Below are 21274 nucleotides of genomic sequence, written 5' to 3'. Positions count from 1 at the left end.
GGCGGCCAAGCGCGGCAGGCGGCGGCGCGGGGCGACAAAGCGCGTCGAGCGCGGCAAACGCCCGTCCAGACGCGGCCGAGCGCGTCCCGGGAGCGCCCGAAGGGGTACGAGAAGGACCCGCAGAGGTCTGAGGAGGCTCTATGGCTGCATCTGCACAGCTCCCGCTGGCGATGGTCGGCCCCGACGAGGTGGCGCGCGTGACGCGGGTTCGCGGCGACGCCGACCTGCGCCAGCATCTCGCCGAGCTCGGCTTCGTTGAGGGCTCGGAGGTCAAGGTCATCTCGCGTGCTGCTGGTGACGTCATCGTGAGCGTGAAGGGCGCGCGCCTTGCGCTCAACCGCACGATGGCAAACCACATCACCGTGATGCTTTAACTGACGCGAGGGGACCGATCCCCCGGCGTCGCGGAAGAAGGGAAGGTACATGGCAACACTCAAGGACGTGAGGGTGGGGGAGAGCTGCACGGTGTCCAAGCTCACGGGCACCGGAGCGCTCAAGCGCCGCATCATGGACATGGGTCTCACCAAGGGCACGGGCGTGTACGTGCGCAAGGTGGCCCCGCTCGGCGACCCCATCGAGATCACGGTGCGCGGCTACGAGCTCTCCATCCGCAAGGACGAGGCAGCGTACGTCGAGGTCACCGACGTCAGGCAGGGCGAGTAGCGGCGGCGGGACTCCCCGCGGGTCGCAGGCACGGCCGGGAGCGGCCGTTTTTCTCGCCGAACAAGTTAGCCAACTCTAACAAATAACACCACGCAAGTAGCAATTGGCTAACTCGAAGGAGCGCGCACGCGAGAAGCGCGCACGGCACACAGAGGCACGCACAAGAAAGGCACGGTATGGCAGAGACAACCATCGGTCTCGCAGGAAACCCAAACTGCGGCAAGACCACGCTGTTCAACGAGCTCACGGGCTCGAACGGCTACGTCGGCAACTGGCCCGGCGTCACCGTCGAGAAGAAGCAGGCGAGCTGGCGCGCCGACAAGTCGGTCACCTTCATCGACCTGCCGGGCATCTACTCGCTCTCACCCTACACGCCCGAGGAGGTCGTCTCGCGCGACTACATCGTCGGCGAGCGCCCGGACGCGATCATCAACCTCGTGGACGTGACCAACCTCGAGCGCAACCTCTACCTCACCACGCAGCTGCTCGAGGCAGGGCGCCCCGTGGTCATCGGCCTCAACATGTGCGACCTGCTCAAGGAGCGCGGTGACGTCATCGACGCCAAGAAGCTCTCCGCGGCGCTGGGCGTGCCGGTGGTGGAGGTCTCGGCGCTGCGCAGCACCAACCTCGACGAGCTGGTGAGAAGGGCCGTGTCCGCCGGTCAGGCGGGAAAGGTCCAGCCGGGCGCCAAGTGCTTCTCGCCCGAGGTGGAGGATGCGCTCACGCAGATCGCGGGCATCATCTCCGGCAGCTGCGACGCCAACCTCGCGCGCTGGTACTCGGTCAAGGTCTTTGAGCGCGACGCCGAGGCGGTAAAGCAGCTGCACCTCTCCTCCGCCCAGCTCAACCAGGCCGAGAAGGTCATCAAGGCCGTCGAGACGAGCCGCGACGACGACGCGGAGTCCATCGTCACCTCCGACCGCTACGACTGGATCGCGGGCGTCATGGCCGCCTGCGTGAAGAAGGCTCCCAAGAAGCTCAGCGTCTCCGAGAAGATCGACAAGGTCGTGACCAACCGCATCCTCGGCCTGCCCATCTTCGTCGTGGTGATGTTCGTCGTGTACTACATCGCGGTCTCCACGGTGGGAACCTGGGGCACCGACTGGGCCAACGACGGCGTCTTCGGCGACGGCTGGCTGTGGAACCCCGCGGACCAGGCGGCCTACGAGACGGCCACCGAGGAGTATGACGCCGGCTTCTACGGCGACAAGATCGACGGCTTCCTGGCCGCCGCCGAGGCCGACGGCGTCTCCACCGACGGCGTGGCCGACGCCGTGGCGGCGCTCGCCGAGGACCCGGAGGACGCCGACGCGCAGGCCACCGTCTCCGACTTCGTGGCCTCCGCCGAGGCGGCGGGCGTCACGGCGACCGACGTGCCCACCCACGACGGCGACGGCAACTTCATCACCGTCGACGAGGCCGGCGAGGAGGGCATCGCCACGCGCATCGACGCCGACGGCAACCCCGTCCTGGACGACGGCCAGCAGCTCTCCGTCATCGACACGGTGACGGCGGCCGACTTCGAGGATGCCGTTGCCGCGCAGGACAGCGCGCCCGCGATGGAGGACTACGGCAGCTTCGTGCCGTCGATCCCCTCGCTCATCGAGGGGGCGCTCGTGGCCGCCGGCGCCTCCGACTTCGTCCAGGCGCTCGTGCTCGACGGCATCGTCGCCGGCGTCGGCGCGGTGCTCGGCTTCATCCCGCAGATGCTCGTGCTGTTCATGATGCTCGCGTTCCTCGAGGACTGCGGCTACATGAGCCGCGTGGCCTTCGTCATGGACCGCGTGTTCCGCCGCTTCGGCCTCTCCGGCAAGAGCTTCATCCCCATGCTCATCTCGTCCGGCTGCGGCGTGCCCGGCGTCATGGCCACCAAGACCATCGAGAACGAGAAGGACCGTCGCATGACGGCCATGCTCACCACCATGATCCCGTGCGGCGCCAAGACCCCGATCATCGCCCTGGTCATGGGCGTGCTCATCGGCGGCTCCGACGCCTGGTGGGTGGCCCCGATGTTCTACTTCCTGGGCCTTGCCGCCATCATTGTCTCCGCGCTCATGCTCAAGAAGACCAAGATGTTCGCCGGCGACCCCGCGCCGTTTGTGATGGAGCTGCCCAACTACCACCTCCCCACGATCAAGAGCTGGTGGCTGCATGTGTGGGAGCGCATCTCCGCGTACCTCAAGAAGGCCACGACGATCATCTTCGCCGCGTCCGTGGTGGTGTGGTTCCTGCTTGAGTTTGGCTTTGCCAACTGGGAGGGCGGCGACGGCTCCTTCGGCTTCATGTCGCTCATGCCCGGCGTGCCCGAGTACTACACCGACTACTCGCTGCTCGCCATCGTGGGCAACGCCATCGCCTGGATCTTCGCGCCGCTCGGCGCGGACAGCTGGCAGGCCGCCGCTGCCTCCATCAACGCGCTGATCGCCAAGGAGAACCTCGTCTCCACCTTCGGCATCATCTACGGCATCGGCGACGCCACCGAGAACTCCGTGACCATGTGGAGCGGCTTCGCCGGCATGTTCACCGACGCCTCCGGCATCCTGCACGTCGGTGCGATGTGCGCCTTCGTGGCCTTCAACATGCTCGACGCGCCGTGCTTCGCCGCCATCGGCACCATCCGCAAGCAGATGGACTCGCCCAAGTGGTTCTGGTTCGCCATTGGCTACCAGTGCGTCTTCGCCTGGTGCGTGGGCCTGATCATCAACCAGCTCTGGGAGCTCTTCGTGCTGGGGAACTTCGGGCTGTGGACGGTGGTCGCGTTCGTGCTGCTCGCGGGCATGATCTTCCAAATCGTGCGCCCGATGCCCAAGCAGGACGAGAAGGACGAGAAGGTCCTCGCCCAGCTCGCGTAACCCAAAAGGGGACGGGTCCGTTTTCGCAGCAAAAAAGGGACAGGTCACTTTTGGGCCACCGACCAACAAAGGGTCCCACAAAGGGGCAGGCACCCTTCGTACCATCCGGGCGCGTCGTCGGCAACCCCTGCTGGCGGCGCGCCCTTCTCGCAAGAGGGAGGAGACGGCAATGGCAGATGCAATCATCTTCGTCGTGGTGGTGATGGCGGTGATCGTGGTCGCCGGGTGCTACGTGCGCACGCTGCGCCGCGGCGGCTGCGGCTGCGGCTGCTCGGGCGGGGACGAGGCACACGTCGCGCGCCCGACGGTGGCCGACACCGACGAGGCCCACTACCCCTACGCGGTCGACCTCACCGTCGAGGGGATGCACTGCGAGCACTGCCTGGCCTCGGTCGAGTCCACGCTCGACGCGATCGGCGGCGTGTGGGCCCGCGCGAGCCTGCCCGACCGCGTGCGCGTCCTCTCGAAGGACCCCGTCGACCGGGCGGCGCTCTCCGCAGCCGTTGAGGCCGCGGGCTACCACGTGGCCGGCTAGGGGCGCGCGATGCCCGGCCGAGAGGAGGTCGCCCGCAGGGCGCGCGAGGTCCTTCTCGCCGACCTCTCCCGCCACCCCACGATCCCCGAGCTCGCCCGGGCGTGCGGCACGTCGCCCACCGTCCTCAAGGAGGCCTTCCGCGAGGAGTTTGGCATGCCCGTCTACCAGTGGGCGCGCCGCCGCCGCATGATCGCCGCGGCGCGCCTGCTCGCGCGGACCGACCTGCCGGTGGCGGACGTGGCGCGCGCCCTGGGCTACGCCAACGCGTCCAAGTTCGCCCGCGCCTTCGCCAGCTGCCTGCGCATGAGCCCGACGGCGTTCCGGGAGCGCTACCGCCCGCGCGCGGGCGCCGGCCTTCCGAGAAGTTAGACACGGTACGCCCTTTTGGAGCGACGGGTCGACCTCCGCGCCGAGAGGAACAATACTGTCGGGGACAAGACGGCCAGACGAAGGAGGAGCCATGTCCCTTCACCATCACGTTCTCTTTGCCCTGGGCGGCGCCGCGCTCGCCGGTGTGACCGCGGGCCTCGCCGCCAAGGGCACCCTGCACAGGGCGGCCGTTGCCGCCACCACCGCGGCGATGCGCGTCTCCGACGCCGTGAGCGCCGAGGCCCAGTCCGTCGTGGACGACGCCAACGACGCCTGCGCCGAGGCGCGCCGCCAGGCCAAGATCGACGCGGCGGTCGCAGAGCGCCTCGCCACTCTCGAGGGCAAGGTCCGGGCAGAGGTCACCGCGCAGGTCGACGCCGAGAGCGCCGCCGCAGAGGCGTAAGGCCCATGCTCTTTGAGATCGTCTCGGAGATTCCGGGGCGCCTGCGCCTGCGATGCGGGCGCGACCTCATGACCGAGGCCGAGGCTCGCGGGGTCTCCCACTCGCTCATGGCCGTGCCCGGCGTCCTCTTCGCGGAGGCGCATGCCGCCAACGGCTCCATACTCCTGCGCACGGACCCGGCTGACCCCGCCGCGCGCACGGCGGCGCTCGATGCCGTGCGCTCGCTTGACGTTCTCGCGCTGCCGTCCGTCGAGGAGCCCGGGCTCGGCCTGCGCGAGACGGAGCTCGAGATGGCGCTCGAGAACAACCGCTTTCAGATGAGGGTCGTGCGCCTCCTGCTCGCGCGCGCCGCCCGCCGCGCGCTCGTGCCCGCCCCGGCGCGCGTCGCGCTCGTCTGCGTGCGCGCCGCACGTCACATCCTGCGCGGCCTTCGGGTCCTGCTCTCCGGCCGCATGGCCGTCGAGGTGCTCGACGCGGCCGCGCTCGCCGCGGCGCTCTCCCGGAGGTCCTTCTCGGAGGCGGGGACGATCGCGTTTCTCCTGCGCCTCTCCTCCCTCATGGAGGAGCACGTCAACGCCCGGGCGCGCCTCGCGCTGCGCGACGGCCTCGTCGTGCGCGCGGAGAGCGTCTGGCAGGTGGTCGACGGCAGGGACGTGCGCATCGCCACCGCGGACGTGCGGGAGGGCATGGTGCTCCACCTCGCGCAGGGCGGTGTCCTTCCCGTGGACGGCACCGTCGTGGGCGGCGTGGGCGAGCTCGACGAGTCCTCGATGACCGGCGAGGCGGCGCTCGTGCGCAAGGAGGCCGGGTCCACCGTCTTCGCCGGCACCGCGCTGCGCGACGGCGACCTGCTCGTCCGCGTGGCCGCCGTCCCCGGCGCCGCGCGCATAGACCGGATCGCCCGCATGGTGGAGGAGTCCTCCGACCTCAAGGCCTCGGCCCAGGGCAGGGCGGAGCGCCTGGCGGACGCCATCGTGCCGTACAGCTTCCTCGCGTTTCTCGGCATCCTGGCCGTGACGAGGAACCTGCGCACGGCGATGTCGGTCCTGATGGTGGACTACTCGTGCGCGATCAAGCTCTCCACGCCGGTGGCGGTCATGAGCGCCATGAACGAGGCCGCCCGCCACGGCATAGTGGTGCGCGGCGGCAGGTACCTCGAGGCCATGGCTGCGGCGGACACGGTGGTCTTTGACAAGACGGGGACGCTCACCAACGCCGCACCCGCCGTGGAGCGCGTGATCTCCCTCGGGGACCTCGGCGAGGAGGAGGTCCTGCGCCTGGCCGCCTGCATAGAGGAGCACTTCCCGCACAGCATGGCGCGCGCGATCGTGGCGGAGGCGGAGCGTCGCGGGCTCTCCCACGAAAGCGAGCTCCATGCGGAGGTGCGCTACATCGTGGCGCACGGCATCGCCACGCGCGTGGGCGAGAAGGACGTGCTCATCGGCAGCGCCCACTTCCTCTTTGAGGACGAGCTCGTCGAGCGGCCCGCGGGGCTCGACGAGCTCGTGGAGCGCGAGGCTCCGGCCGCGTCGGTGATCTACGTGGCGTGCGACGGCGCCCTGGTGGGGGCCATCTGCGTGAGCGACCCGCCGCGCGCGGAGGCGAGCGAGGTCGTGAGGGAGCTGCGCGGGCGCGGCATGGACGAGCTCGTGATGCTCACGGGCGACGCCGAGCCCGCGGCGCGCCGGGTGGCCTCGGAGCTCGGGCTCACGTCGTACCGCGCGCAGGTGCTGCCGGAGGGCAAGAGCGCCCACGTCGAGGCGCTTCGCCGGGAGGGCCGCACGGTCATGATGGTGGGCGACGGCATCAACGACTCGCCTGCGCTCGCCGCGGCAGACGTCTCCGTCGCGATGGGCGACGCGAGCGACGTGGCGCGCGCCGTGGCCGACGTGCTCGTGACGGAGCCCTCGCTCGGGGCGCTCGTGACGGCGCGCGACCTCTCCGAGCGCCTCATGGCCCGCATCCGGCGCGACTACCGCCTCATCGTGGGGTTCAACACGCTGCTCATAGCCCTGGGGCTCGGCGGCGCGATCTCGCTTACCACCGCAGCCTACTTGCACAACGCCTCGACGCTCGCGATCACGGCGCTCAACGCGCGCCCGCTTCTGCGCGAGTAGGGGGGCGCGGGCGGGCCGCGCGCGGGCGCGCCCGGCGCCCGCCCCGCGCGCCCGCCGCGGCCTACAGCGTCCAGTCCTCCCCCTGGCGGACGAGGGTCAGGTGATGCGGCAGATGAGGCGCGCGGCGGAGGTGGCGCTCGTCTGGCACGAGGAGCGCGAGCGCGCCGAGGCGGCGGCCGGCACGCTCGAGCGGGCCGGCTCGTGTGCGCGGCGCGCCATCACGTGGCGCAGCACCTGGGGGAGAGCCTCACCCTCGACGGGATCGCGCGCGACCTGCTCACGAGCCGCTCGAGGCTGTGCGCGGCCTTCCGGGCGGAGACCGGCGAGGGCCTGGGCGCCTACGTGCGCCGCGCGCGCATGGAGCGGGCGGCAAACCTGCTCGAGGTGGCGTCGGTGAGCGTGGCCGAGGTTGCGAGCGCCGTGGGCTACCCGCGCGCCTGGCGGTCAAAAGGGGACGGCGGTCAAAAGGGGACGGGTCCGTTTTGACAGCGAAAACGGACCCGTCCCCTTTTGACCCCGCGGAGCCGCCGCCGCGCTCGCCGCGCACGTTAAACCTCGCGCGGAGAATGTTACTATCATGGTAGTAATTCAGCGGCCCGCACGAGTGCCCGCAAGGGTCGCTCCGGGCCGGACCAGCGGTCTGGAGGTTGCTTCATGATTGACAACATTCCCCAAGCGCTCGAGTGGGCCGCGCTCGGGTGCGGCTTCACCTGGCTCATGACCACGCTCGGCTCTGCCGTGGTGTTCTTCTTCCGGTCCGAGCGCAAGCACATGCACCACATCTTCCTTGGCTTTGCCGCGGGCGTCATGGTGGCGGCGAGCGTGTGGTCGCTGCTCAACCCCGCCATCGAGCAGGCCGAGGGCCTCGGGGTCCCCGGTTGGCTTCCCGCGGCGGGAGGCTTCCTTTTGGGCGTTGCCTTCCTCATGGCGCTCGACACGTTCCTGCCCCACCTGCACGCGGAGGCCAGCGAGCCCGAGGGCGTGCCCTCCGGCTGGAAGCGCACGACGCTTCTGGTATCCGCGGTGACGCTGCACAACATCCCCGAGGGAATGTCGGTGGGGCTGCTGTTTGCGATGGCGGCGCAGTCTGCGGGCGCGGCGGGGGAGGCCTACCTCGGCATGGCCATGGCGCTTGCGGTGGGCATTGGCCTGCAGAACTTCCCCGAGGGCGCCGCCATCTCGCTTCCGCTCGCCCGTGAGGGCATGAGCCGCCGTCGCGCCTTTGTCATGGGAAGCCTCTCGGGCATCGTGGAGCCCATCTTTGGCGTCCTCGTGGTGCTTGCCAGCGGCTGGATCAGCCCGTACATGCCGTGGCTCTTGGCCTTTGCCGCCGGTGCGATGGTGTACGTGGTGGTGGAGGAGCTCATCCCCGAGTCCCATCTCGGCGAGCACTCCAACGTGGGCACGCTGGGCTTCATTGCCGGGTTCGTGGTCATGATGGTCCTGGACGTCGCACTTGGCTGATGCTAGTAAACCTTGGTAAACTTGTGGAGAACCCGTGCAGCCTCCTGGCATCGCAGAAAATTAGCCACAGTTAACTTATGATGTACCTGTCACGGGCAACCCGATGAGCACCGTTTAACCCTGCCTGACGCGACGGTCCCTCTCCCCGTTGCGAATGGCGAATCCCAGCGCCGCCTGCCAACCCCCTCTACGGCAGGCGGCGCCTCGTTGTCTCGCCAAAGCCGGGGCCCATGGGCCGTGCAGCTGCGGGAGGGAGCTGCCGACGTGCCTCACGGACGATGCCGGGTACGTGGGCGCACGCATAGTCGAGTGCAAGCGGCAGCCATGCGCCGCTGGCACAGGTGAGCACTGCTGCGAGCGCCCCTGACAGGGCATCCCCCATCTCCATCCGCATCCAGAAGAGGGCAGCGCTCGCGACCGAGGCAAACAGCAGCGCGGCGCTCCCGCGCACGAGTCCGGCCACGCCCGAGACGTCGCGCCCCCGTGCGAGTATGGCGAGAAAGCCGGGCGCAAATAGCAGTGCCGCCACGATTGCGGTCCTGTTTGGGTCTCCCGCACCGGCGAGCCAGGAGGTCGTGACCGTGACGGCACCGGTCACGAACAGGCCGGTTGCGCGTCCCGCTGTGCGTAGCAGACGCCAGCCCGAGTACGGTGAGCCGACCCCCAGCCAGGCGCCCCCTGTCATGCAGGGCGTGAGGGGGCAGCCGCCCAGCGCACGCCTGACGTTCTCCGCGTAGCGCTCGGCGAGCCCGTCGAGCTCGTCACGCATCAGCTCCGGTAGGGGGCGCCGCCGCTGCTCGGTGGAGAGGCAGGACATGAGAGCGTCGGTGATCTGCTCGTCGGGAAGCGCGAGGGCCTGCCTAAGCTCGCCGCTTCGTGGCGAGAGCTCCCGTTCGAGGGCGATTGGCGCCACCACGGACGCGACCTCCCCCTCGCGCGCGAGTACCGTGGCGAGGTCGGCGGCGTCCGCGTGCGCCGGGACGGGACGCAGCGGCTCGTGCTCCAGCTTGTACCGGTAGGGCGAGGCGGCCCGCGATGCCCCGGGGAAGGGCACGTGCCCACCGAGCAGCTCACATAGCACGCTGCCGGCAGCGTACACGTCGACAGCGGCCGAGTGCCGCTGTCGCTCGACGTCGGCCACGTCGTCGCTCAGCATCTCGGGCGGCGCGTACGCGACCGTGGCGTGGCGCAGCGCGCCATGGGCTGCCGTGAAGGAGTCGGTCGTCGTGGTGGCGGGCTCGGCAGACCCGAAGTCGATGAGGCACAGGTCGAACGAGCCCTCCGCGCGCTGCTGCTCGAGAGGGCGATGCGCGGTCCGTACCATGACGTTTGCCAGCGAGATGTCGCGGTGCACGAGTCCGTTGCCCACGAGGGAGAGGCGGGCGATCAGCTCGAACAGCTCGCGCCCGAGCCGCGCCACGGTGAGCGGCGAGAGGCGCCCCTCATCGTCCACTGCGAGCTCGCGGCGTGCCTCCGCGAGAGTCAGGCCCTCGACCCACTCCATGACGATGGCCGGGACGTCGTCCATCAGCCCGTATGCGTAGAGGCGCGGGAAGCCGCGAAGCAGCGCAAGGCTTCGCTGACACTCGTACTCACGGCGAAAAGCCCGGCGCAGCGACGGCTCGTCCTGCTCGCCAGCATCGGCTCTGTCATCCTTATCGTCCGGGAGGATGAGCAGCTTGACCGCGAACTGCTCGCCCTGCGCGTTGGTCGCGGGGAACACCCGCCCTAGACCTCCGCGCCTGCCTCGGCCCTCGTCAACGAAGAGCGTCGAGACGCGGCGGAGATAGCCGTCCCGCTCCTCCGCCGCAAGGGGGAAGGGGGCCTCCACGTCGCGCAGCGTGATCACGCGCCGCGCGGGCTCGGCCTCCGGGCTCAGCGCGGAGCCGTCGACGGGGCGCACTTCTCGGCAGCTCATAGCGCGAGCCCGTCGTAGTACGAGTGGAACTCCGCCAGGTAGCCGTCACAGGCGGCGAGAGGTGCGGTGAACTCGCCCACGTGGCCGGTGGGGTCCTCGTAGCCCACGTTGACGGTCCAGGCGTCGAGATAGCAGTCCACGTAGCTCATCAGGCAGCGATAGGCGCCGATCAGCCGCTCCTGCTCGTCGCAGTACTGGGAGCTGTTGGAGCGCACGTAGTCGCGCACGGCGATGTATTCCGAGAAGAGCTGCTGCGTGAGGGCGGCGCAGGAGTCCCGGTTGGCGCGGCGGGCGGAGAGGCTCGCGCTCTGGCAGGCGTTCTCGAACGTGCTCGTGCACGCGTTGGCCTGGCTCACGTAGCCCGGGATCGCGGAGGCCTTCCCGGCGAGAAACGCGTGGAACGCGGCCTCCTCCTCGGCGGAGGGGGTGGAGGTGAAGACGTCGTCGCCGGCGTCATCGTCGGGCGTGTCGTCGTCCGTGTCCCCGGCCGGCGCGTCATCGGTGGGCGGTTTGGGCCTGTCCGCAGCAGGCGCGTCCGGCTTGGGGTCCTCGGTGTCAGGAGAGCTGGGTTTCTCCTCCACGTGTGCGCCCTCGAGGCTGACGTCCGGCAGCTTGACCTTCTCGGGCTGCGGGCTCTTCTCGGCGCTCGCATCCTTCTCGGTGGCCGGGGCGGCCTGCGACCCTGGTGCGGCCGCGTCCCCGGCGGCACCCGACTGGCTTTGGTCCGCCTCTGCGGGGTCCTCGCCCTTCTCGGCCGTCGACGCGCCCTGGTCATCCGCGGCCAGCAGGCTCGGAATCGACTGCACGTAGACCACGCCGCTGACCACGAGCAGCGTGAACGCGATCGCGACGAGGGCGCTCTCCCTGGGGGGAAGGCCGCGGCGTCTGCGGGCGGGCGCGGGGCCGCCGGTCGGTTCATCTGGCATGGGTTCTCCTACGTCGGACGTCTCTCACATGATAGCGCGCCCGTTTCGGGGCCCGCTGGGCGGCGTCCCGGGGGCCGTGGTGCGCGTCTGTCGTAAAATGGCGGGGCAATGACGGCGGGCGCTGAGCGCGGAGGGGTTCCAGGGGATGCTGAACGGCCATGACCAAACGCCCTGCGGGGTGCTGTTCTCGCTGCTCAAGACGCATGGGGGCATCTCGCACCGCGAGCTCGCGGACCTCATCCTCTCCGAGCGGCCCCTGCCCAACGGCCGCACCCCGCGCGACCTGGCCCGCGACCGCTCCTGGCTCTCGCACAACGTGGTGCACGCCCCGGCGGGCACGCTGCAGCAGCGCTTCTTCCGCGACTACGGCAGCGCGGCGGTGCGCGTGATGAGCCGCCTGCGGTCCCGGCGCGGGCGCGCGATGGCTGCGGAGGAGATCACTGCGGTGCTGGTGGGCGGGCCGGGGCATGCGATGGACGCCGCGCTGGAGCGCTGTCACGAGGACGCGCGGCTCTATCGCAACGCGCTCGGGCGCCTGGCCGGCGGCGCCGGACTGGCACCCGGCGAGCGCGCGGAGGCGGCGCTGGTGCTCTTTGTGGCCGCAGGCTGCACGGCTGACGTGCGCGCCTCGGTTGCTTACGCTATGGACTACGTCCGCACGGCGCTGGGCCGGCGGGCGGAGACGCCGACGGTGGGCGCCGTCGCGACGACCGACGCAGGTCCGCGCGAGGTACGGCCCGAGCCGGCGACGCGCTTCGGCCTCATCCGCGTGGAGGGCGGCTATGTGGCGGGCGATCCGCACTGGCTCTCCGATTCTCCCGATGGCGTCACCATTGGCTCACTGGCCATGGGCGCCCAGGACATCACCGACGTGGGCTCCGGCGTCTCCGGCCGCCATGCGCTCGTCCGACGCGACGAGTCGGGCGGCTGGCTCGTGGAGGACCTGGGCTCCAAGAACGGAACGGCCCTCGTGAGCGGTGCCACGCACGAGGGCGCCGCGCTGGAGGCGGGCGTCCCGGCGCCCCTGCGCCCCGGTGACGAGCTCATCCTCGCCGGCGGCACGACCTTCGTCGCGATCGAGGGTGTGGCGGGGTAGGGGCGTGCTCTTGGCAGACGTGTCCTCAAGACCATGCCGGCCGTCACATCGGCGACGGCAAGGCTGGCGCACGCCATGAGAGGGGCTGCGAGGGCACTTGCCTCCAGGGCCTCTGGAAGGTCTCCTTTCAGCGTCAGGGTGACCGCCGTTCTCAGCCCGCAGGCCGGGCACGCCCGTCCCGGCAGGTTGCACTCGTAGTCAACGGGGGCGAGCAGCGCCGCGAGCCCCGTTGCGAGCACCACCGCATAGACCGTGAGGCGTGCGTGAAAGAAGCATGCGTCGTAGAGGCGGCTACGCTTTTGCCGCTTCATAGCCGCCCCTTCTCACGGGAACAATTGCTCCCCTCATTGTCCGGGCGATACGAGCGGATTTGTTGATACAACATTTGACGATTCGGGGGTGGTGGGGGCCTCCGACGCGGTCGGTCGCCGCTACACAGAAGGCCCCGGGTTTCCGGAGAGAAGTTCCGCGTGGCGCACTTCTCGTGGAAAACCCGGGGCCTGCCCTGCGTTCAGCGAGGAACTACTTGGCCTTGCCCTGGTTGGCGACGGCGTTGATCTTGGCCTCGATGGTGGCCGGGTCGCCGATGTAGTGCTTCTCGACGACGTTCCAGTCCTTGTCGAAGGTGTAGGCGCACGGCACGCCGGTCGGGATGTTGACCTCGAGGATCTCCTCGGGGGTCAGCTTCTCGAACTGCATGACGAGGGCGCGCAGGGAGTTGCCGTGGGCGGCGATCAGCACGCGCTTGCCGGCCTCCATCTGCGGCTTGATCTCCTGCTCAAAGTACGGCCAGGCGCGGGCGATGGTGTCCTTGAGGCACTCGGTGTAGGGGAGGTCCTCCTTGGGCACGTCGCGGAACATCTCCTGGACGTGGGGGTCGCGCTCGTCGCCGGGCTCGAGGGCGGGCGGCTGGACGTCGAAGGAGCGGCGCCAGATCTTGACCTGGTCCTCACCGTGCTCGGCGGCGGCGTCGGCCTTGTTCAGGCCCTGGAGGGCGCCGTAGTGGCGCTCGTTGAGCTGCCAGGCCTTGTGGACGGGCAGCCAGTTGCGGTCAAGCTCGTCGAGCACGCAGTTGAGCGTGTGGATGGCACGCTTGAGGAGCGACGTGTAGCAGACGTCGAAGTCAAAGCCGGCCTCCTTGAGGGCCTTGCCGCCCGCGTGGGCCTCCTCGCGGCCGGTGTCGGTGAGGTCGACGTCGGTCCAGCCGGTGAAGAGGTTGAGCTTGTTCCACTCGGACTCGCCGTGGCGGACGATGACAAGCTGCATGGTCTGATCGTCGTTCATTGGAGACACGTCCCTTCTCGATGCATGGTTTGCGGCAGGTGCCGCCCATCGTCCTATAGTATGCCGCAGTTGGGTATAGTTGCCATAGGTTAACACTGAAGTCTTTTTGAACAGGGAGGTCCGTATGGGTCCCGTGGACATAGGCATCCTCGCGCTCGTGGCGGTGCTCGTGGCGCTTTGCGTCCGCCACCTCGTCAGGTCCGGCAGGGACGGCTGCTCGAGCTGCGGGAGCAGGGAGGGCTGCTCCGCACGCGCCGCCGGCGGCACCTGCTCCGCCGCCGAAGACATGCTCCGCCGCGCCGAGCGAGCCCTCGGCGAGCGGCCCCGCGGGTAGGCCCCGCATCTCGACGGCCCGCCCGAGGTTCTTCTCGCCCGCCCCGTGCGTCGCCCGTGGCATGGCGCAAGCAGAAACAGGCGTGTAACACACATGTGAGAACCTGTCCCTGAATACTGAAAGCCCGCGTACCACGGGGAGGCTCGTCCCATGAGTAGCGAGAAGGACATCGACTTCGTCCTGCGTACCGTCGAGAAGCGCGACATCCGCTTCGTGCGGCTGTGGTTCACCGACGTGCTCGGCAACCTCAAGTCGTTTGCGATCTCCCCGGAGGAGCTCGAGGAGGCCTTTGAGGAGGGCATCGGCTTTGACGGCTCGGCCGTTGACGGCTTTGCCCAGCTCGAGGAGTCCGACATGCTCGCCTTCCCGGACCCCGACACGTTCACGCTCCTGCCGTGGCGCCCGTCGGAGTCCGCGGTCGCGCGCGTGTTCTGCGACATCCAGACCCCCGCGCGCGAGCCCTTCAACGGCGACCCGCGCCGCTGCCTCAAGGACGTCTTCGCCCGCGCCGAGGAGCAGGGCTACGTGCCCAACGTGGGCCCCAAGATGGAGTACTTCTACTTTGACAACGACCTCGACCCCGTGCCGCTCGACAACGCGGGCTACTTTGACCTCACGCCCATGGACACGGCCAACGACCTGCGTCGCCAGACCACGCTCACGCTGGAGAAGATGTCCATTCCGGTGCAGTACTCCTATCACGCGGCAGGCCCCTCCCAAAACGGCGTGGAGCTGCGCTTCACCGAGGCCGTGAGCTGCGCGGACAACATCATGACGGCGCGCCTTGTCATCAAGCAGGAGGCTGCCGAGCAGGGCATGTACGCCTCGTTCATGCCCAAGCCCATCACGGGGGTTCCCGGCTCGGCCATGTTCCTCTACCAGTCGATCCTCGACCACGACGGCGAGAACCTCTTCTGGGCGCCCAAGGACTTCCACAAGGCGCACCTCTCCGAGCTCGGCCAGCACTACGTGGCCGGCATCCTCAAGTACGCCCCCGAGTTCACGCTTGTCACCAACCCCACCGTGAACTCCTACAAGCGCTTCATCTCCACAGGCGAGGTCCCCACGCACGCCACCTGGGGCCGCAGGAACCGCGCCGCGCTCGTGCGCATCCCCGCGCACAAGCCGGGCAAGCACATCGCCACCCGCGTCGAGCTGCGCAGCCCCGACCCCACGGCCAACCCCTACCTGGCGCTCGCGGTCACCATCGCCGCGGGCCTCAAGGGCATCGAGGAGGGGCTGCCCCTTCCCGAGGAGGCAACGAGCGAGACCCTTGCCCTCTCCGACCGCGAGCTCGCGGCGCGCGGCGTCTCCCGCCTGCCGCGCACGCTCGGCGAGGCCGTGGACCGCTTCGAGTCCTCCGAGCTCATGCGCGACGTCCTGGGCGATCACATCTTCGACTACCTCGTGCGCGAGAAGCGCGCGGAGTGGTACGAGTACTGCACCGCCGTCACGGACTGGGAGCGCGAGCACTACTACGGCGGCTTCTAACCCCCGTCCCGCCTTGCGCCCGCCCGGCGAGAAGGACCGCGCGCCGAGGTCCTTCTCGCCGGGCGGCTCTTTCACAACGTGTCAATCCTGTTAAGAAACGGGTCGTGGGTGACATTGCCCCGCGGCTTGGACGAAACTTGAAATTCGGCGACAGGCGAGGCGGCGGCCTCGACACGGGGAAGACCCCGTGCCCTCTGTCGGGAAAGGGCGTGACCACGCGCCAAAGCACTGGGGGAAGGACCCACCATGAAGCTCTCCTGCCGGGTTGCGGGCAGCCTTGCGGTTGCCTGCGCGCTAGCCGTGACGATTTCCGGGTGCGGCGGGGGAGGGCAGGGGGACGTCCCCGCCGCGACGGAGCCCGCCGGCGAGGCGGCCTACACGCTCGTCGAGGACGGCCAGATCACCGTGGCCTCCGACCTTGCCAACGCCCCGCTCGACTTTGTCGACGAGACTACGGGCGAGCCCCAGGGCTTTGAGGTCGACCTCATCTACGCCGTCGCCGACAGGCTCGGCCTTGAGTGCGAGTACCTGCCTGCCATGAAGTTCGACACGATCGTCCCGCTCATCGAGCAGGGCGGCAAGGCGGACGTGGGCGTCTCCAACATCACCATCACCGACGCCCGTGCCGAGCAGGTGGACTTCACCGAGCCCTACCTCGACTCCAACCAGGGCCTCGTGACGCGCGCGGACGCCGCGGCCACGACCGAGGAGGCGCTTAACGCCGAGGGCACCAAGATCGCCGTCCAGGCGGGCACGACCGGTGCGTCCTGGGTCGAGGAGAACCTGCCCAACGCCGAGGTCGTGGCGCTTGACGACCCCGTGGTGGCCGTGACGGGCGTCCAGACCGGGCTCTACGCGGCCGCCGTGGCCGACCTGCCCGTGATGCAGTACCTCTGCTCCAACTCGTTCACCGACTGCCAGGTGGCCATTGAGATTCCCACCGGCGAGCAGTACGGCATCGCCGTGAGCAAGGACAACCCCGGCCTCACCAAGGCCATCGACGGCGCGATCGACGAGCTCGAGGCAGACGGCACCATCGCCGAGCTCGAGCAGAAGTGGTTCGGCGCCGAGCTCTAGCAGTCAGCGTGCAAAGGGGACAGTCACTTTTGCACGACGCAACCAAGGGAGGAAATGAAATGTCCAGCATGAACAGGCGTAGCTTCGTCAAGGTCGCCGGCGCCGCCGGTGCCGCGGCCCTTCTGGCCGGCTGCTCCGGCAACGGCACGCAGGAGCCCGCCGACGACACCCAGTCCGACGACGCCACCGGGGAGGCCGACTACACCCTCGTGAAGGAGGGCGTGCTCACCAACGTGGCCGAGCTCGGCTTCTCGCCCTTCGAGTACATCGACGACGAGGGCAACACCGTGGGCTTTGACGTGGACCTCTCCAACGCCCTTGCCGAGAAGATGGGCCTCACCTGCGAGTGGCTGCCCAACCAGGCCTTCGACACGCTCGTCCCCACCATCAAGCAGGGGGGCAAGGCCGACATCTCCATCGCCGGTGTCACCATCACCGACGAGCGCCTCGAGGACGTCGATTTCACCGACCCCTACCTCAACTCCAACCAGGCCCTCATCGTCGCTGCGAGCTCCGGCTACGCCACCGACGACCTTGACGCCGCGGACGTTCAGATTGCCTGCCAGACCGGCACCACCGGCGACGCCTGGATCCAGGAGAACCTGCCCAACGCCACGCGCGTGCCGCTCGCCGACGTCACGGCCGGCATGATGGGCGTCTCCACGGGCTCCTATCAGGCCATGGTCATCGACCTGCCCGTTGCCCAGAACATGCTCGCGCAGTCCTTCTCCGACCTCACCATCCTCGAGGAGATCCCGACCGGCGAGCAGTACGGCATCGCCGTCTCCTACGACAACCCGGGTCTCAAGGACGCCCTCAACGAGGCGCTCGCGGCCGTCGAGGCCGATGGCACGATGGACGAGCTCAAGCAGAAGTGGTTTGGCACCACCGACATCTAGGCGAGAAGAACACGCAGGTTGCGGCGGCCGTGCAAAGGGGACAGTCACTTTTGCACGGTCGCCGCAGCGACACCGTGCAAAAGTGACTGTCCCCTTTGCACGGCACGAAACGGAGGAAGCATGCAGCACAGACGGGGGGCTCTGCTCGTCGCGCTCGCGCTGGCGCTCTCGGGCGTCTTTGCGACCGTGGTACCGCAGCCCGCGCAGGCGCTCACCACCGAGAAGGCCACCGCGCGCCCCAACGAGGACGGCGGCGATGGCGTCATCGGCGGGATGGACACGCGTCTGACCTGGGAGGGCACGGTCGAGCCTGGCGAGGAGGTCACCTCGGTCACGCTGACGCTTCCCGAGGGGTCGACCTTCGAGGGCTCCACCACGCGCATCACCGCCCTCGAGGGGCTCAAGCGCATGGACGTCACCGGCGAGGCCGTCCCCTCGGGCTCCTCCATCACGGTGAGCTTTGACCAGGCGATCCCCGAGGGCTCGCTCCTGCGCCTGGAGATCACCAACATGCAGTTCCCCTCTGCGGGCGGGGAGTGCACCGTCACGGGAACCTACGAGGCCGCGGGCGCCACGCACGAGCTCGCGCCGTCCGACCCCATCTCCACGATCGCGAACACGCCGCTGCAGTCGATGGTCAACTGGCTCGACGAGCAGCCATGGGTGGAGGCCTGGAACTCCAACCAGTTCCTCGGCATGTTCCTGAAGCCCCAGCTGCTGCTCACCTCGTTTGCGTCCCTCGCGCCCGGCTGGCTGCTGTGCCTGGGCATCGTCGTTGCGGCCTATCCGTTTGCCATCGCGATCGGCCTGGTCTTCGCGATGCTCAAGATCTCCCGGTGGCGGGTCGTCCGCGCCGTGGCGGTGACCTACATCAACGTCCTGCGCGGCACGCCGCTCTTCCTCCAGATCTACATCATGTTCTTCGGCCTGCCGATGCTCAACATCAACATCGACAACAACCTCCTCGGCATCATCGTGGTGGCCATCAACTCCTCGGCCTACCTCGCCGAGATCTTCCGCGCGGGCATCCAGTCCATCCCGCAGGGCCAGTACGAGGCGGCCAGCTCGCTCGGCATGAACTACGTGCAGACCATGCTCACCGTCATCCTGCCGCAGACCGTCCGCCGCGTGATCCCCACGGTGACGAGCGACTTCATCACCGCGTTCAAGGACACGTCGCTGCTCTCCTCGGTGGGCGTCATGGAGCTCATGATGTTCTCCAAGAACCTCACCACCGTCACGGGCAACATCACCCCCTACGTGGCGGCCGGCATCTTCTACCTCATCGTGACGCTGCCGCTCATCAAGGTCGTGAGCGTCATCGAGGAGAACATCGCCCGCTCCGAGCGCGGCGCCGGCCCGCGTCCCAAGCGCCGTGCCCAGATTGCCGACAACGCGGACGAGCTCGTGGGTCAGGCCGCCAAGAAGGACGGCGTCGCCGCGGAGGTCTCCGCCGTCGCCGCCCCCACCGCGTCCCTCGCGCCCGCTTCCGCCAAGGAGGTCGCCACCGATGTCTGCTAAGCTCCGCCACCGCGCCCCCGCGATCGAGGTCCCTCCCGCGCTGCCCGCCGACGAGGCCGCGCGGATCGCCTACGAGGCCGACCAGGGCCTCACGAGCCACGCCTTCACGCCGGGCGAGCATCCCATCGTGCGCATCGAGCACCTCAACAAGAGCTTCGACGAGACGCTGGTCCTGAAGGACGTGAACCTCAACGTCTGGCCCGGCGAGGTCGTGGTGGTGCTCGGGCCCTCGGGCTCGGGCAAGTCCACGATGCTGCGCTGCATCAACCTCCTCGAGCGCCCGAGCGCCGGCCACATCCTCATCGAGGACGAGGAGATCACCAACAAGAGCACGGCGGAGGTCAACCGCCTGCGCCGCGACGTGGGCATGGTCTTCCAGCAGTTCAACCTCTTCCCGCACCTCACGGCCAAGGAGAACGTCATGATCGGCCAGACCAAGGTGCTCAGGCGCTCCCGGGAGGAGGCCGAGGCCGAGGCGCTCAAGCAGCTCGCCGCGGTGGGGCTGGCCGACCGAGCCGACTTCAAGCCCGCCCAGCTCTCCGGCGGCCAGCAGCAGCGCGTCGCCATCGCGCGCGCCGTGGCCATGCACCCCAACGTGCTGCTCTTCGACGAGCCCACCTCGGCCCTCGACCCCGAGCTCGTGCGCGGCGTCCTCGACGTCATGCGCGACCTCGCGGAGAACTCCGGCATGACCATGATCGTGGTGACCCACGAGATGGGCTTCGCCCGTGACGTGGCCGACCGCGTGGTCTTCATGGAGGAGGGCGTCGTGGTGGAGCAGGGGCGGCCCGAGAAGGTCTTCGACCATCCCGAGAACGCGCGCACGGCGGAGTTCCTCGGTTCGATCAAGTAGCGCGCCCCGGCCCCGCGGGCCCCGGCCACCGCGCCGCGGGGCCTGCGCTCGGCCGCCGGCCCCTCTCGCCGGCTGGCGAGCCGCGGTTCTTCTCGCCGCGCCACGTGGTCAAACGTTACGTTTCCGACGTGTAAACCGGGTGTCTGGAAGCGGTTCTCAGCTGGCGTTTGTTTACCTTGAGCTGACAACGTCCTCGCAGAGTGCGGGGACGTTGTGCTAATCTGTTTCAAACTTGTGCAGAGAATCGGGGAGGCCGAAGGATGCATCACAAGAACATCCTGCTCATATCCGCCACCACACGGCTGCACGATCGCATGCGCGAGCTCTCCCATGCGATCGACGTCTCCATTGCCCTTGCGAGCGAGGAGACCTTCTCGCAGGCCGTCTCGTCAGGTCACGAGTTCGACCTCGTGATTCTGGACGGCGAGGGGATGGGCCAGGACATCCTGAACGCCGTCGACTCCTTCGTCGCGGAGAACGGCTTCATCCCCATGCTCCTGGTCCAGGACCCGGACAAGCTCTCCACGCTGCGCATGCCCATGCAGGGCAAGAACGACTTCATCCTCTCCACGGCCGCCGTGGCCGAGTTCGAGGTGCGCTGCTCGCTTCTGCTGTGGCCCGGCGAGGAGTCCGCTCCGGCAGACATCGTGACCGTGGACAACATGACCATCAACCTGGCCACCTATCAGGTCTACATCGACGAGAAGCCCGTGGACCTCACGCTCATGGAGTACTCGCTGCTGAGCTTTCTGGCCACGCACCCCAGCCGCGCCTACTCGCGCGAGACGCTGCTCCACCGCGTCTGGGGCTTCGAGTACTGCGGCGGCACGCGCACGGTGGACGTGCACATCCGTCGCGTCCGCTCCAAGGTGGGCCCGCAGGTGGCCAGCCACATCGTGACCATCCGCGGCGTGGGGTACCTCTTCCGCATCTAGCCCCGGCCCGGACATCGCGACGCTTCGCCCCGCCGCTCCCGCCATGATGACGGGAGCGGCGGGGTTCTTTTTCAGGGGCGGGCGGCGGGTCGAAATAGCATACAAAGTTGGCCCGATGCCGCGAAAATCGGCGGTTCTGCGCAAACATTTGCATGCTATTCGTGGCCTGCGCGCGGGCCCGGCCGCGGGCGAGAAGAACCTTGGCCCCCGTGTGTTTTCAGGAAACGGAAAGGCTCGTGCCAGCTGGGTGGTGTTGCGCATCGAAGCCTCTACGCCGCGCGCCAAGGGGTACATTCCTTTACGTCATCGGGAAGTCAGGCGCCCGCTGGGCGCATGCCGGAAGGAAGGCAGCCATGAGCGAGTATCCATTTGACGCGCAGTCACCTAAGGACCCGAGGGAGGAGACCCCCGCGGGCGCCCCCGCCCCCGACGCGTCGCTGGACGATGCCCCCACGACCGACGTGAGGACCCCCTCTGAGCCTTCGGCCGGCGCCTCCTCCCAGGCCGCGGCCCCCGCACCCGTGCCCGGCGCGCCCG

General features: G+C 68.9%; 22 protein-coding genes. 18 read left to right on the top strand and 4 right to left on the bottom strand.

The window, feature by feature from the left end; genetic code table 11:
* Positions 1–140: 140 nt before the first annotated feature.
* From B5F84_RS07295 to B5F84_RS07265, 7 genes are all read left to right on the top strand, one after another.
* On the top strand, positions 141–374 hold the full coding sequence (locus B5F84_RS07295) for a FeoA family protein (protein WP_087322308.1): 234 nt from the start codon (positions 141–143) through the stop codon (positions 372–374).
* A 49-nt stretch (positions 375–423) separates the two neighbouring features.
* Positions 424–663 (top strand): ferrous iron transport protein A, encoded by a 240-nt coding sequence (locus B5F84_RS07290; protein WP_087322306.1) that lies wholly within the window; start codon positions 424–426, stop codon positions 661–663.
* A 176-nt stretch (positions 664–839) separates the two neighbouring features.
* On the top strand, positions 840–3515 hold the full coding sequence (locus tag B5F84_RS07285; protein ID WP_087322304.1) for a ferrous iron transporter B: 2676 nt from the start codon (positions 840–842) through the stop codon (positions 3513–3515).
* A gap of 169 nt (positions 3516–3684) precedes the next feature.
* Entirely contained in the window at positions 3685–4050 is a 366-nt protein-coding gene (locus B5F84_RS07280) for a cation transporter (protein WP_087322302.1), read from the top strand.
* Positions 4051–4059: 9 nt separating this feature from the next.
* Positions 4060–4419 (top strand): AraC family transcriptional regulator, encoded by a 360-nt coding sequence (locus B5F84_RS07275; RefSeq protein ID WP_087322300.1) that lies wholly within the window; start codon positions 4060–4062, stop codon positions 4417–4419.
* A 91-nt stretch (positions 4420–4510) separates the two neighbouring features.
* The gene (locus tag B5F84_RS07270) at positions 4511–4822 is read left to right on the top strand and encodes a DUF1490 domain-containing protein (protein WP_087322298.1); all 312 of its coding nucleotides are present in this window, start codon (positions 4511–4513) and stop codon (positions 4820–4822) included.
* Positions 4823–4827: 5 nt separating this feature from the next.
* On the top strand, positions 4828–6939 hold the full coding sequence (locus B5F84_RS07265) for a heavy metal translocating P-type ATPase (protein ID WP_087322296.1): 2112 nt from the start codon (positions 4828–4830) through the stop codon (positions 6937–6939).
* A gap of 96 nt (positions 6940–7035) precedes the next feature.
* On the opposite strand, the gene B5F84_RS09750 is transcribed toward B5F84_RS07265, so the two are convergent.
* On the bottom strand, positions 7036–7158 hold the full coding sequence (locus tag B5F84_RS09750) for a hypothetical protein (RefSeq protein ID WP_255375239.1): 123 nt from the start codon (positions 7156–7158) through the stop codon (positions 7036–7038).
* A 3-nt stretch (positions 7159–7161) separates the two neighbouring features.
* On the opposite strand from B5F84_RS09750, the gene B5F84_RS07260 reads away from it, so the two are divergent.
* Together B5F84_RS07260 and B5F84_RS07255 are read left to right on the top strand one after the other, a co-directional pair.
* Positions 7162–7425 (top strand): helix-turn-helix transcriptional regulator, encoded by a 264-nt coding sequence (locus tag B5F84_RS07260; RefSeq protein WP_158094511.1) that lies wholly within the window; start codon positions 7162–7164, stop codon positions 7423–7425.
* 168 nt (positions 7426–7593) lie between these two features.
* Positions 7594–8403, top strand: coding sequence for a ZIP family metal transporter (locus B5F84_RS07255; RefSeq protein ID WP_087322293.1), 810 nt, complete (start codon positions 7594–7596; stop codon positions 8401–8403).
* 187 nt (positions 8404–8590) lie between these two features.
* Here B5F84_RS07255 and B5F84_RS07250 read toward each other — a convergent pair whose 3' ends face one another.
* A complete protein-coding gene (locus B5F84_RS07250; protein WP_087322291.1) occupies positions 8591–10321 on the bottom strand; it encodes a protein kinase in 1731 nt (576 codons plus the stop codon).
* Entirely contained in the window at positions 10318–11247 is a 930-nt protein-coding gene (locus tag B5F84_RS07245; RefSeq protein ID WP_087322289.1) for a hypothetical protein, read from the bottom strand. Before B5F84_RS07245 ends, B5F84_RS07250 begins: the two co-directional genes overlap by 4 nt.
* A 145-nt stretch (positions 11248–11392) precedes the next feature.
* On the opposite strand from B5F84_RS07245, the gene B5F84_RS09630 reads away from it, so the two are divergent.
* On the top strand, positions 11393–12343 hold the full coding sequence (locus B5F84_RS09630; RefSeq protein WP_204205530.1) for an FHA domain-containing protein: 951 nt from the start codon (positions 11393–11395) through the stop codon (positions 12341–12343).
* Between the two features lie 522 nt (positions 12344–12865).
* Here the strand turns inward: B5F84_RS09630 and gpmA are convergent.
* On the bottom strand, positions 12866–13627 hold the full coding sequence (gene gpmA, locus B5F84_RS07230; RefSeq protein ID WP_087322287.1) for a 2,3-diphosphoglycerate-dependent phosphoglycerate mutase: 762 nt from the start codon (positions 13625–13627) through the stop codon (positions 12866–12868).
* A 124-nt stretch (positions 13628–13751) separates the two neighbouring features.
* On the opposite strand from gpmA, the gene B5F84_RS07225 reads away from it, so the two are divergent.
* The 8 genes from B5F84_RS07225 to B5F84_RS07190 all read left to right on the top strand — a co-directional run.
* Positions 13752–13961, top strand: a complete 210-nt coding sequence (locus tag B5F84_RS07225; RefSeq protein ID WP_087322285.1) for a hypothetical protein — start codon at positions 13752–13754, stop codon at positions 13959–13961.
* Positions 13962–14111: 150 nt separating this feature from the next.
* Positions 14112–15452, top strand: coding sequence for a glutamine synthetase family protein (locus tag B5F84_RS07220; RefSeq protein WP_087322283.1), 1341 nt, complete (start codon positions 14112–14114; stop codon positions 15450–15452).
* Positions 15453–15698: 246 nt separating this feature from the next.
* Positions 15699–16529 carry an ABC transporter substrate-binding protein gene (locus B5F84_RS07215; RefSeq protein ID WP_087322282.1) on the top strand — a complete coding sequence of 277 codons (831 nt, stop codon included), beginning with the start codon at positions 15699–15701 and terminating at the stop codon, positions 16527–16529.
* A gap of 68 nt (positions 16530–16597) precedes the next feature.
* Entirely contained in the window at positions 16598–17428 is an 831-nt protein-coding gene (locus tag B5F84_RS07210; protein ID WP_239378308.1) for an ABC transporter substrate-binding protein, read from the top strand.
* Positions 17429–17548: 120 nt separating this feature from the next.
* Positions 17549–18949, top strand: a complete 1401-nt coding sequence (locus tag B5F84_RS07205; protein ID WP_087322278.1) for an amino acid ABC transporter permease — start codon at positions 17549–17551, stop codon at positions 18947–18949.
* Positions 18939–19802: an amino acid ABC transporter ATP-binding protein gene (locus tag B5F84_RS07200; RefSeq protein WP_087322276.1), complete on the top strand. Its 864-nt coding sequence runs from the start codon at positions 18939–18941 to the stop codon at positions 19800–19802. The genes B5F84_RS07205 and B5F84_RS07200 overlap by 11 nt, the downstream gene beginning before the upstream one ends.
* A 260-nt stretch (positions 19803–20062) precedes the next feature.
* Positions 20063–20737: a response regulator transcription factor gene (locus B5F84_RS07195; RefSeq protein ID WP_087322274.1), complete on the top strand. Its 675-nt coding sequence runs from the start codon at positions 20063–20065 to the stop codon at positions 20735–20737.
* A gap of 353 nt (positions 20738–21090) precedes the next feature.
* Positions 21091–21274: hypothetical protein (locus B5F84_RS07190; RefSeq protein WP_204205529.1), on the top strand; the 184-nt coding region annotated here is incomplete at its 3' end.

Origin of the sequence: Olsenella sp. An290 (assembly GCF_002159535.1) — a bacterium.
Lineage (GTDB): Bacteria > Actinomycetota > Coriobacteriia > Coriobacteriales > Atopobiaceae > Thermophilibacter.
Note: the sequence above shows the minus strand (reverse complement) of the source record. Positions and strands in the feature narration are given on the sequence as shown.

What these genes read in the sequence shown, in the direction of transcription:
- B5F84_RS07295 (WP_087322308.1), top strand. Translation starts at nt 141, where the DNA reads ATGGCTGCATCTGCACAGCTCCCGCTGGCGATGGTCGGCCCCGACGAG.
- B5F84_RS07290 (WP_087322306.1), top strand. Translation starts at nt 424, where the DNA reads ATGGCAACACTCAAGGACGTGAGGGTGGGGGAGAGCTGCACGGTGTCC.
- B5F84_RS07285 (WP_087322304.1), top strand. Translation starts at nt 840, where the DNA reads ATGGCAGAGACAACCATCGGTCTCGCAGGAAACCCAAACTGCGGCAAG.
- B5F84_RS07280 (WP_087322302.1), top strand. Translation starts at nt 3,685, where the DNA reads ATGGCAGATGCAATCATCTTCGTCGTGGTGGTGATGGCGGTGATCGTG.
- B5F84_RS07275 (WP_087322300.1), top strand. Translation starts at nt 4,060, where the DNA reads ATGCCCGGCCGAGAGGAGGTCGCCCGCAGGGCGCGCGAGGTCCTTCTC.
- B5F84_RS07270 (WP_087322298.1), top strand. Translation starts at nt 4,511, where the DNA reads ATGTCCCTTCACCATCACGTTCTCTTTGCCCTGGGCGGCGCCGCGCTC.
- B5F84_RS07265 (WP_087322296.1), top strand. Translation starts at nt 4,828, where the DNA reads ATGCTCTTTGAGATCGTCTCGGAGATTCCGGGGCGCCTGCGCCTGCGA.
- B5F84_RS09750 (WP_255375239.1), bottom strand. Translation starts at nt 7,158, where the DNA reads ATGGCGCGCCGCGCACACGAGCCGGCCCGCTCGAGCGTGCCGGCCGCC.
- B5F84_RS07255 (WP_087322293.1), top strand. Translation starts at nt 7,594, where the DNA reads ATGATTGACAACATTCCCCAAGCGCTCGAGTGGGCCGCGCTCGGGTGC.
- B5F84_RS07250 (WP_087322291.1), bottom strand. Translation starts at nt 10,321, where the DNA reads ATGAGCTGCCGAGAAGTGCGCCCCGTCGACGGCTCCGCGCTGAGCCCG.
- B5F84_RS07245 (WP_087322289.1), bottom strand. Translation starts at nt 11,247, where the DNA reads ATGCCAGATGAACCGACCGGCGGCCCCGCGCCCGCCCGCAGACGCCGC.
- B5F84_RS09630 (WP_204205530.1), top strand. Translation starts at nt 11,393, where the DNA reads ATGCTGAACGGCCATGACCAAACGCCCTGCGGGGTGCTGTTCTCGCTG.
- gpmA (WP_087322287.1), bottom strand. Translation starts at nt 13,627, where the DNA reads ATGAACGACGATCAGACCATGCAGCTTGTCATCGTCCGCCACGGCGAG.
- B5F84_RS07225 (WP_087322285.1), top strand. Translation starts at nt 13,752, where the DNA reads ATGGGTCCCGTGGACATAGGCATCCTCGCGCTCGTGGCGGTGCTCGTG.
- B5F84_RS07220 (WP_087322283.1), top strand. Translation starts at nt 14,112, where the DNA reads ATGAGTAGCGAGAAGGACATCGACTTCGTCCTGCGTACCGTCGAGAAG.
- B5F84_RS07215 (WP_087322282.1), top strand. Translation starts at nt 15,699, where the DNA reads ATGAAGCTCTCCTGCCGGGTTGCGGGCAGCCTTGCGGTTGCCTGCGCG.
- B5F84_RS07210 (WP_239378308.1), top strand. Translation starts at nt 16,598, where the DNA reads ATGAACAGGCGTAGCTTCGTCAAGGTCGCCGGCGCCGCCGGTGCCGCG.
- B5F84_RS07205 (WP_087322278.1), top strand. Translation starts at nt 17,549, where the DNA reads ATGCAGCACAGACGGGGGGCTCTGCTCGTCGCGCTCGCGCTGGCGCTC.
- B5F84_RS07200 (WP_087322276.1), top strand. Translation starts at nt 18,939, where the DNA reads ATGTCTGCTAAGCTCCGCCACCGCGCCCCCGCGATCGAGGTCCCTCCC.
- B5F84_RS07195 (WP_087322274.1), top strand. Translation starts at nt 20,063, where the DNA reads ATGCATCACAAGAACATCCTGCTCATATCCGCCACCACACGGCTGCAC.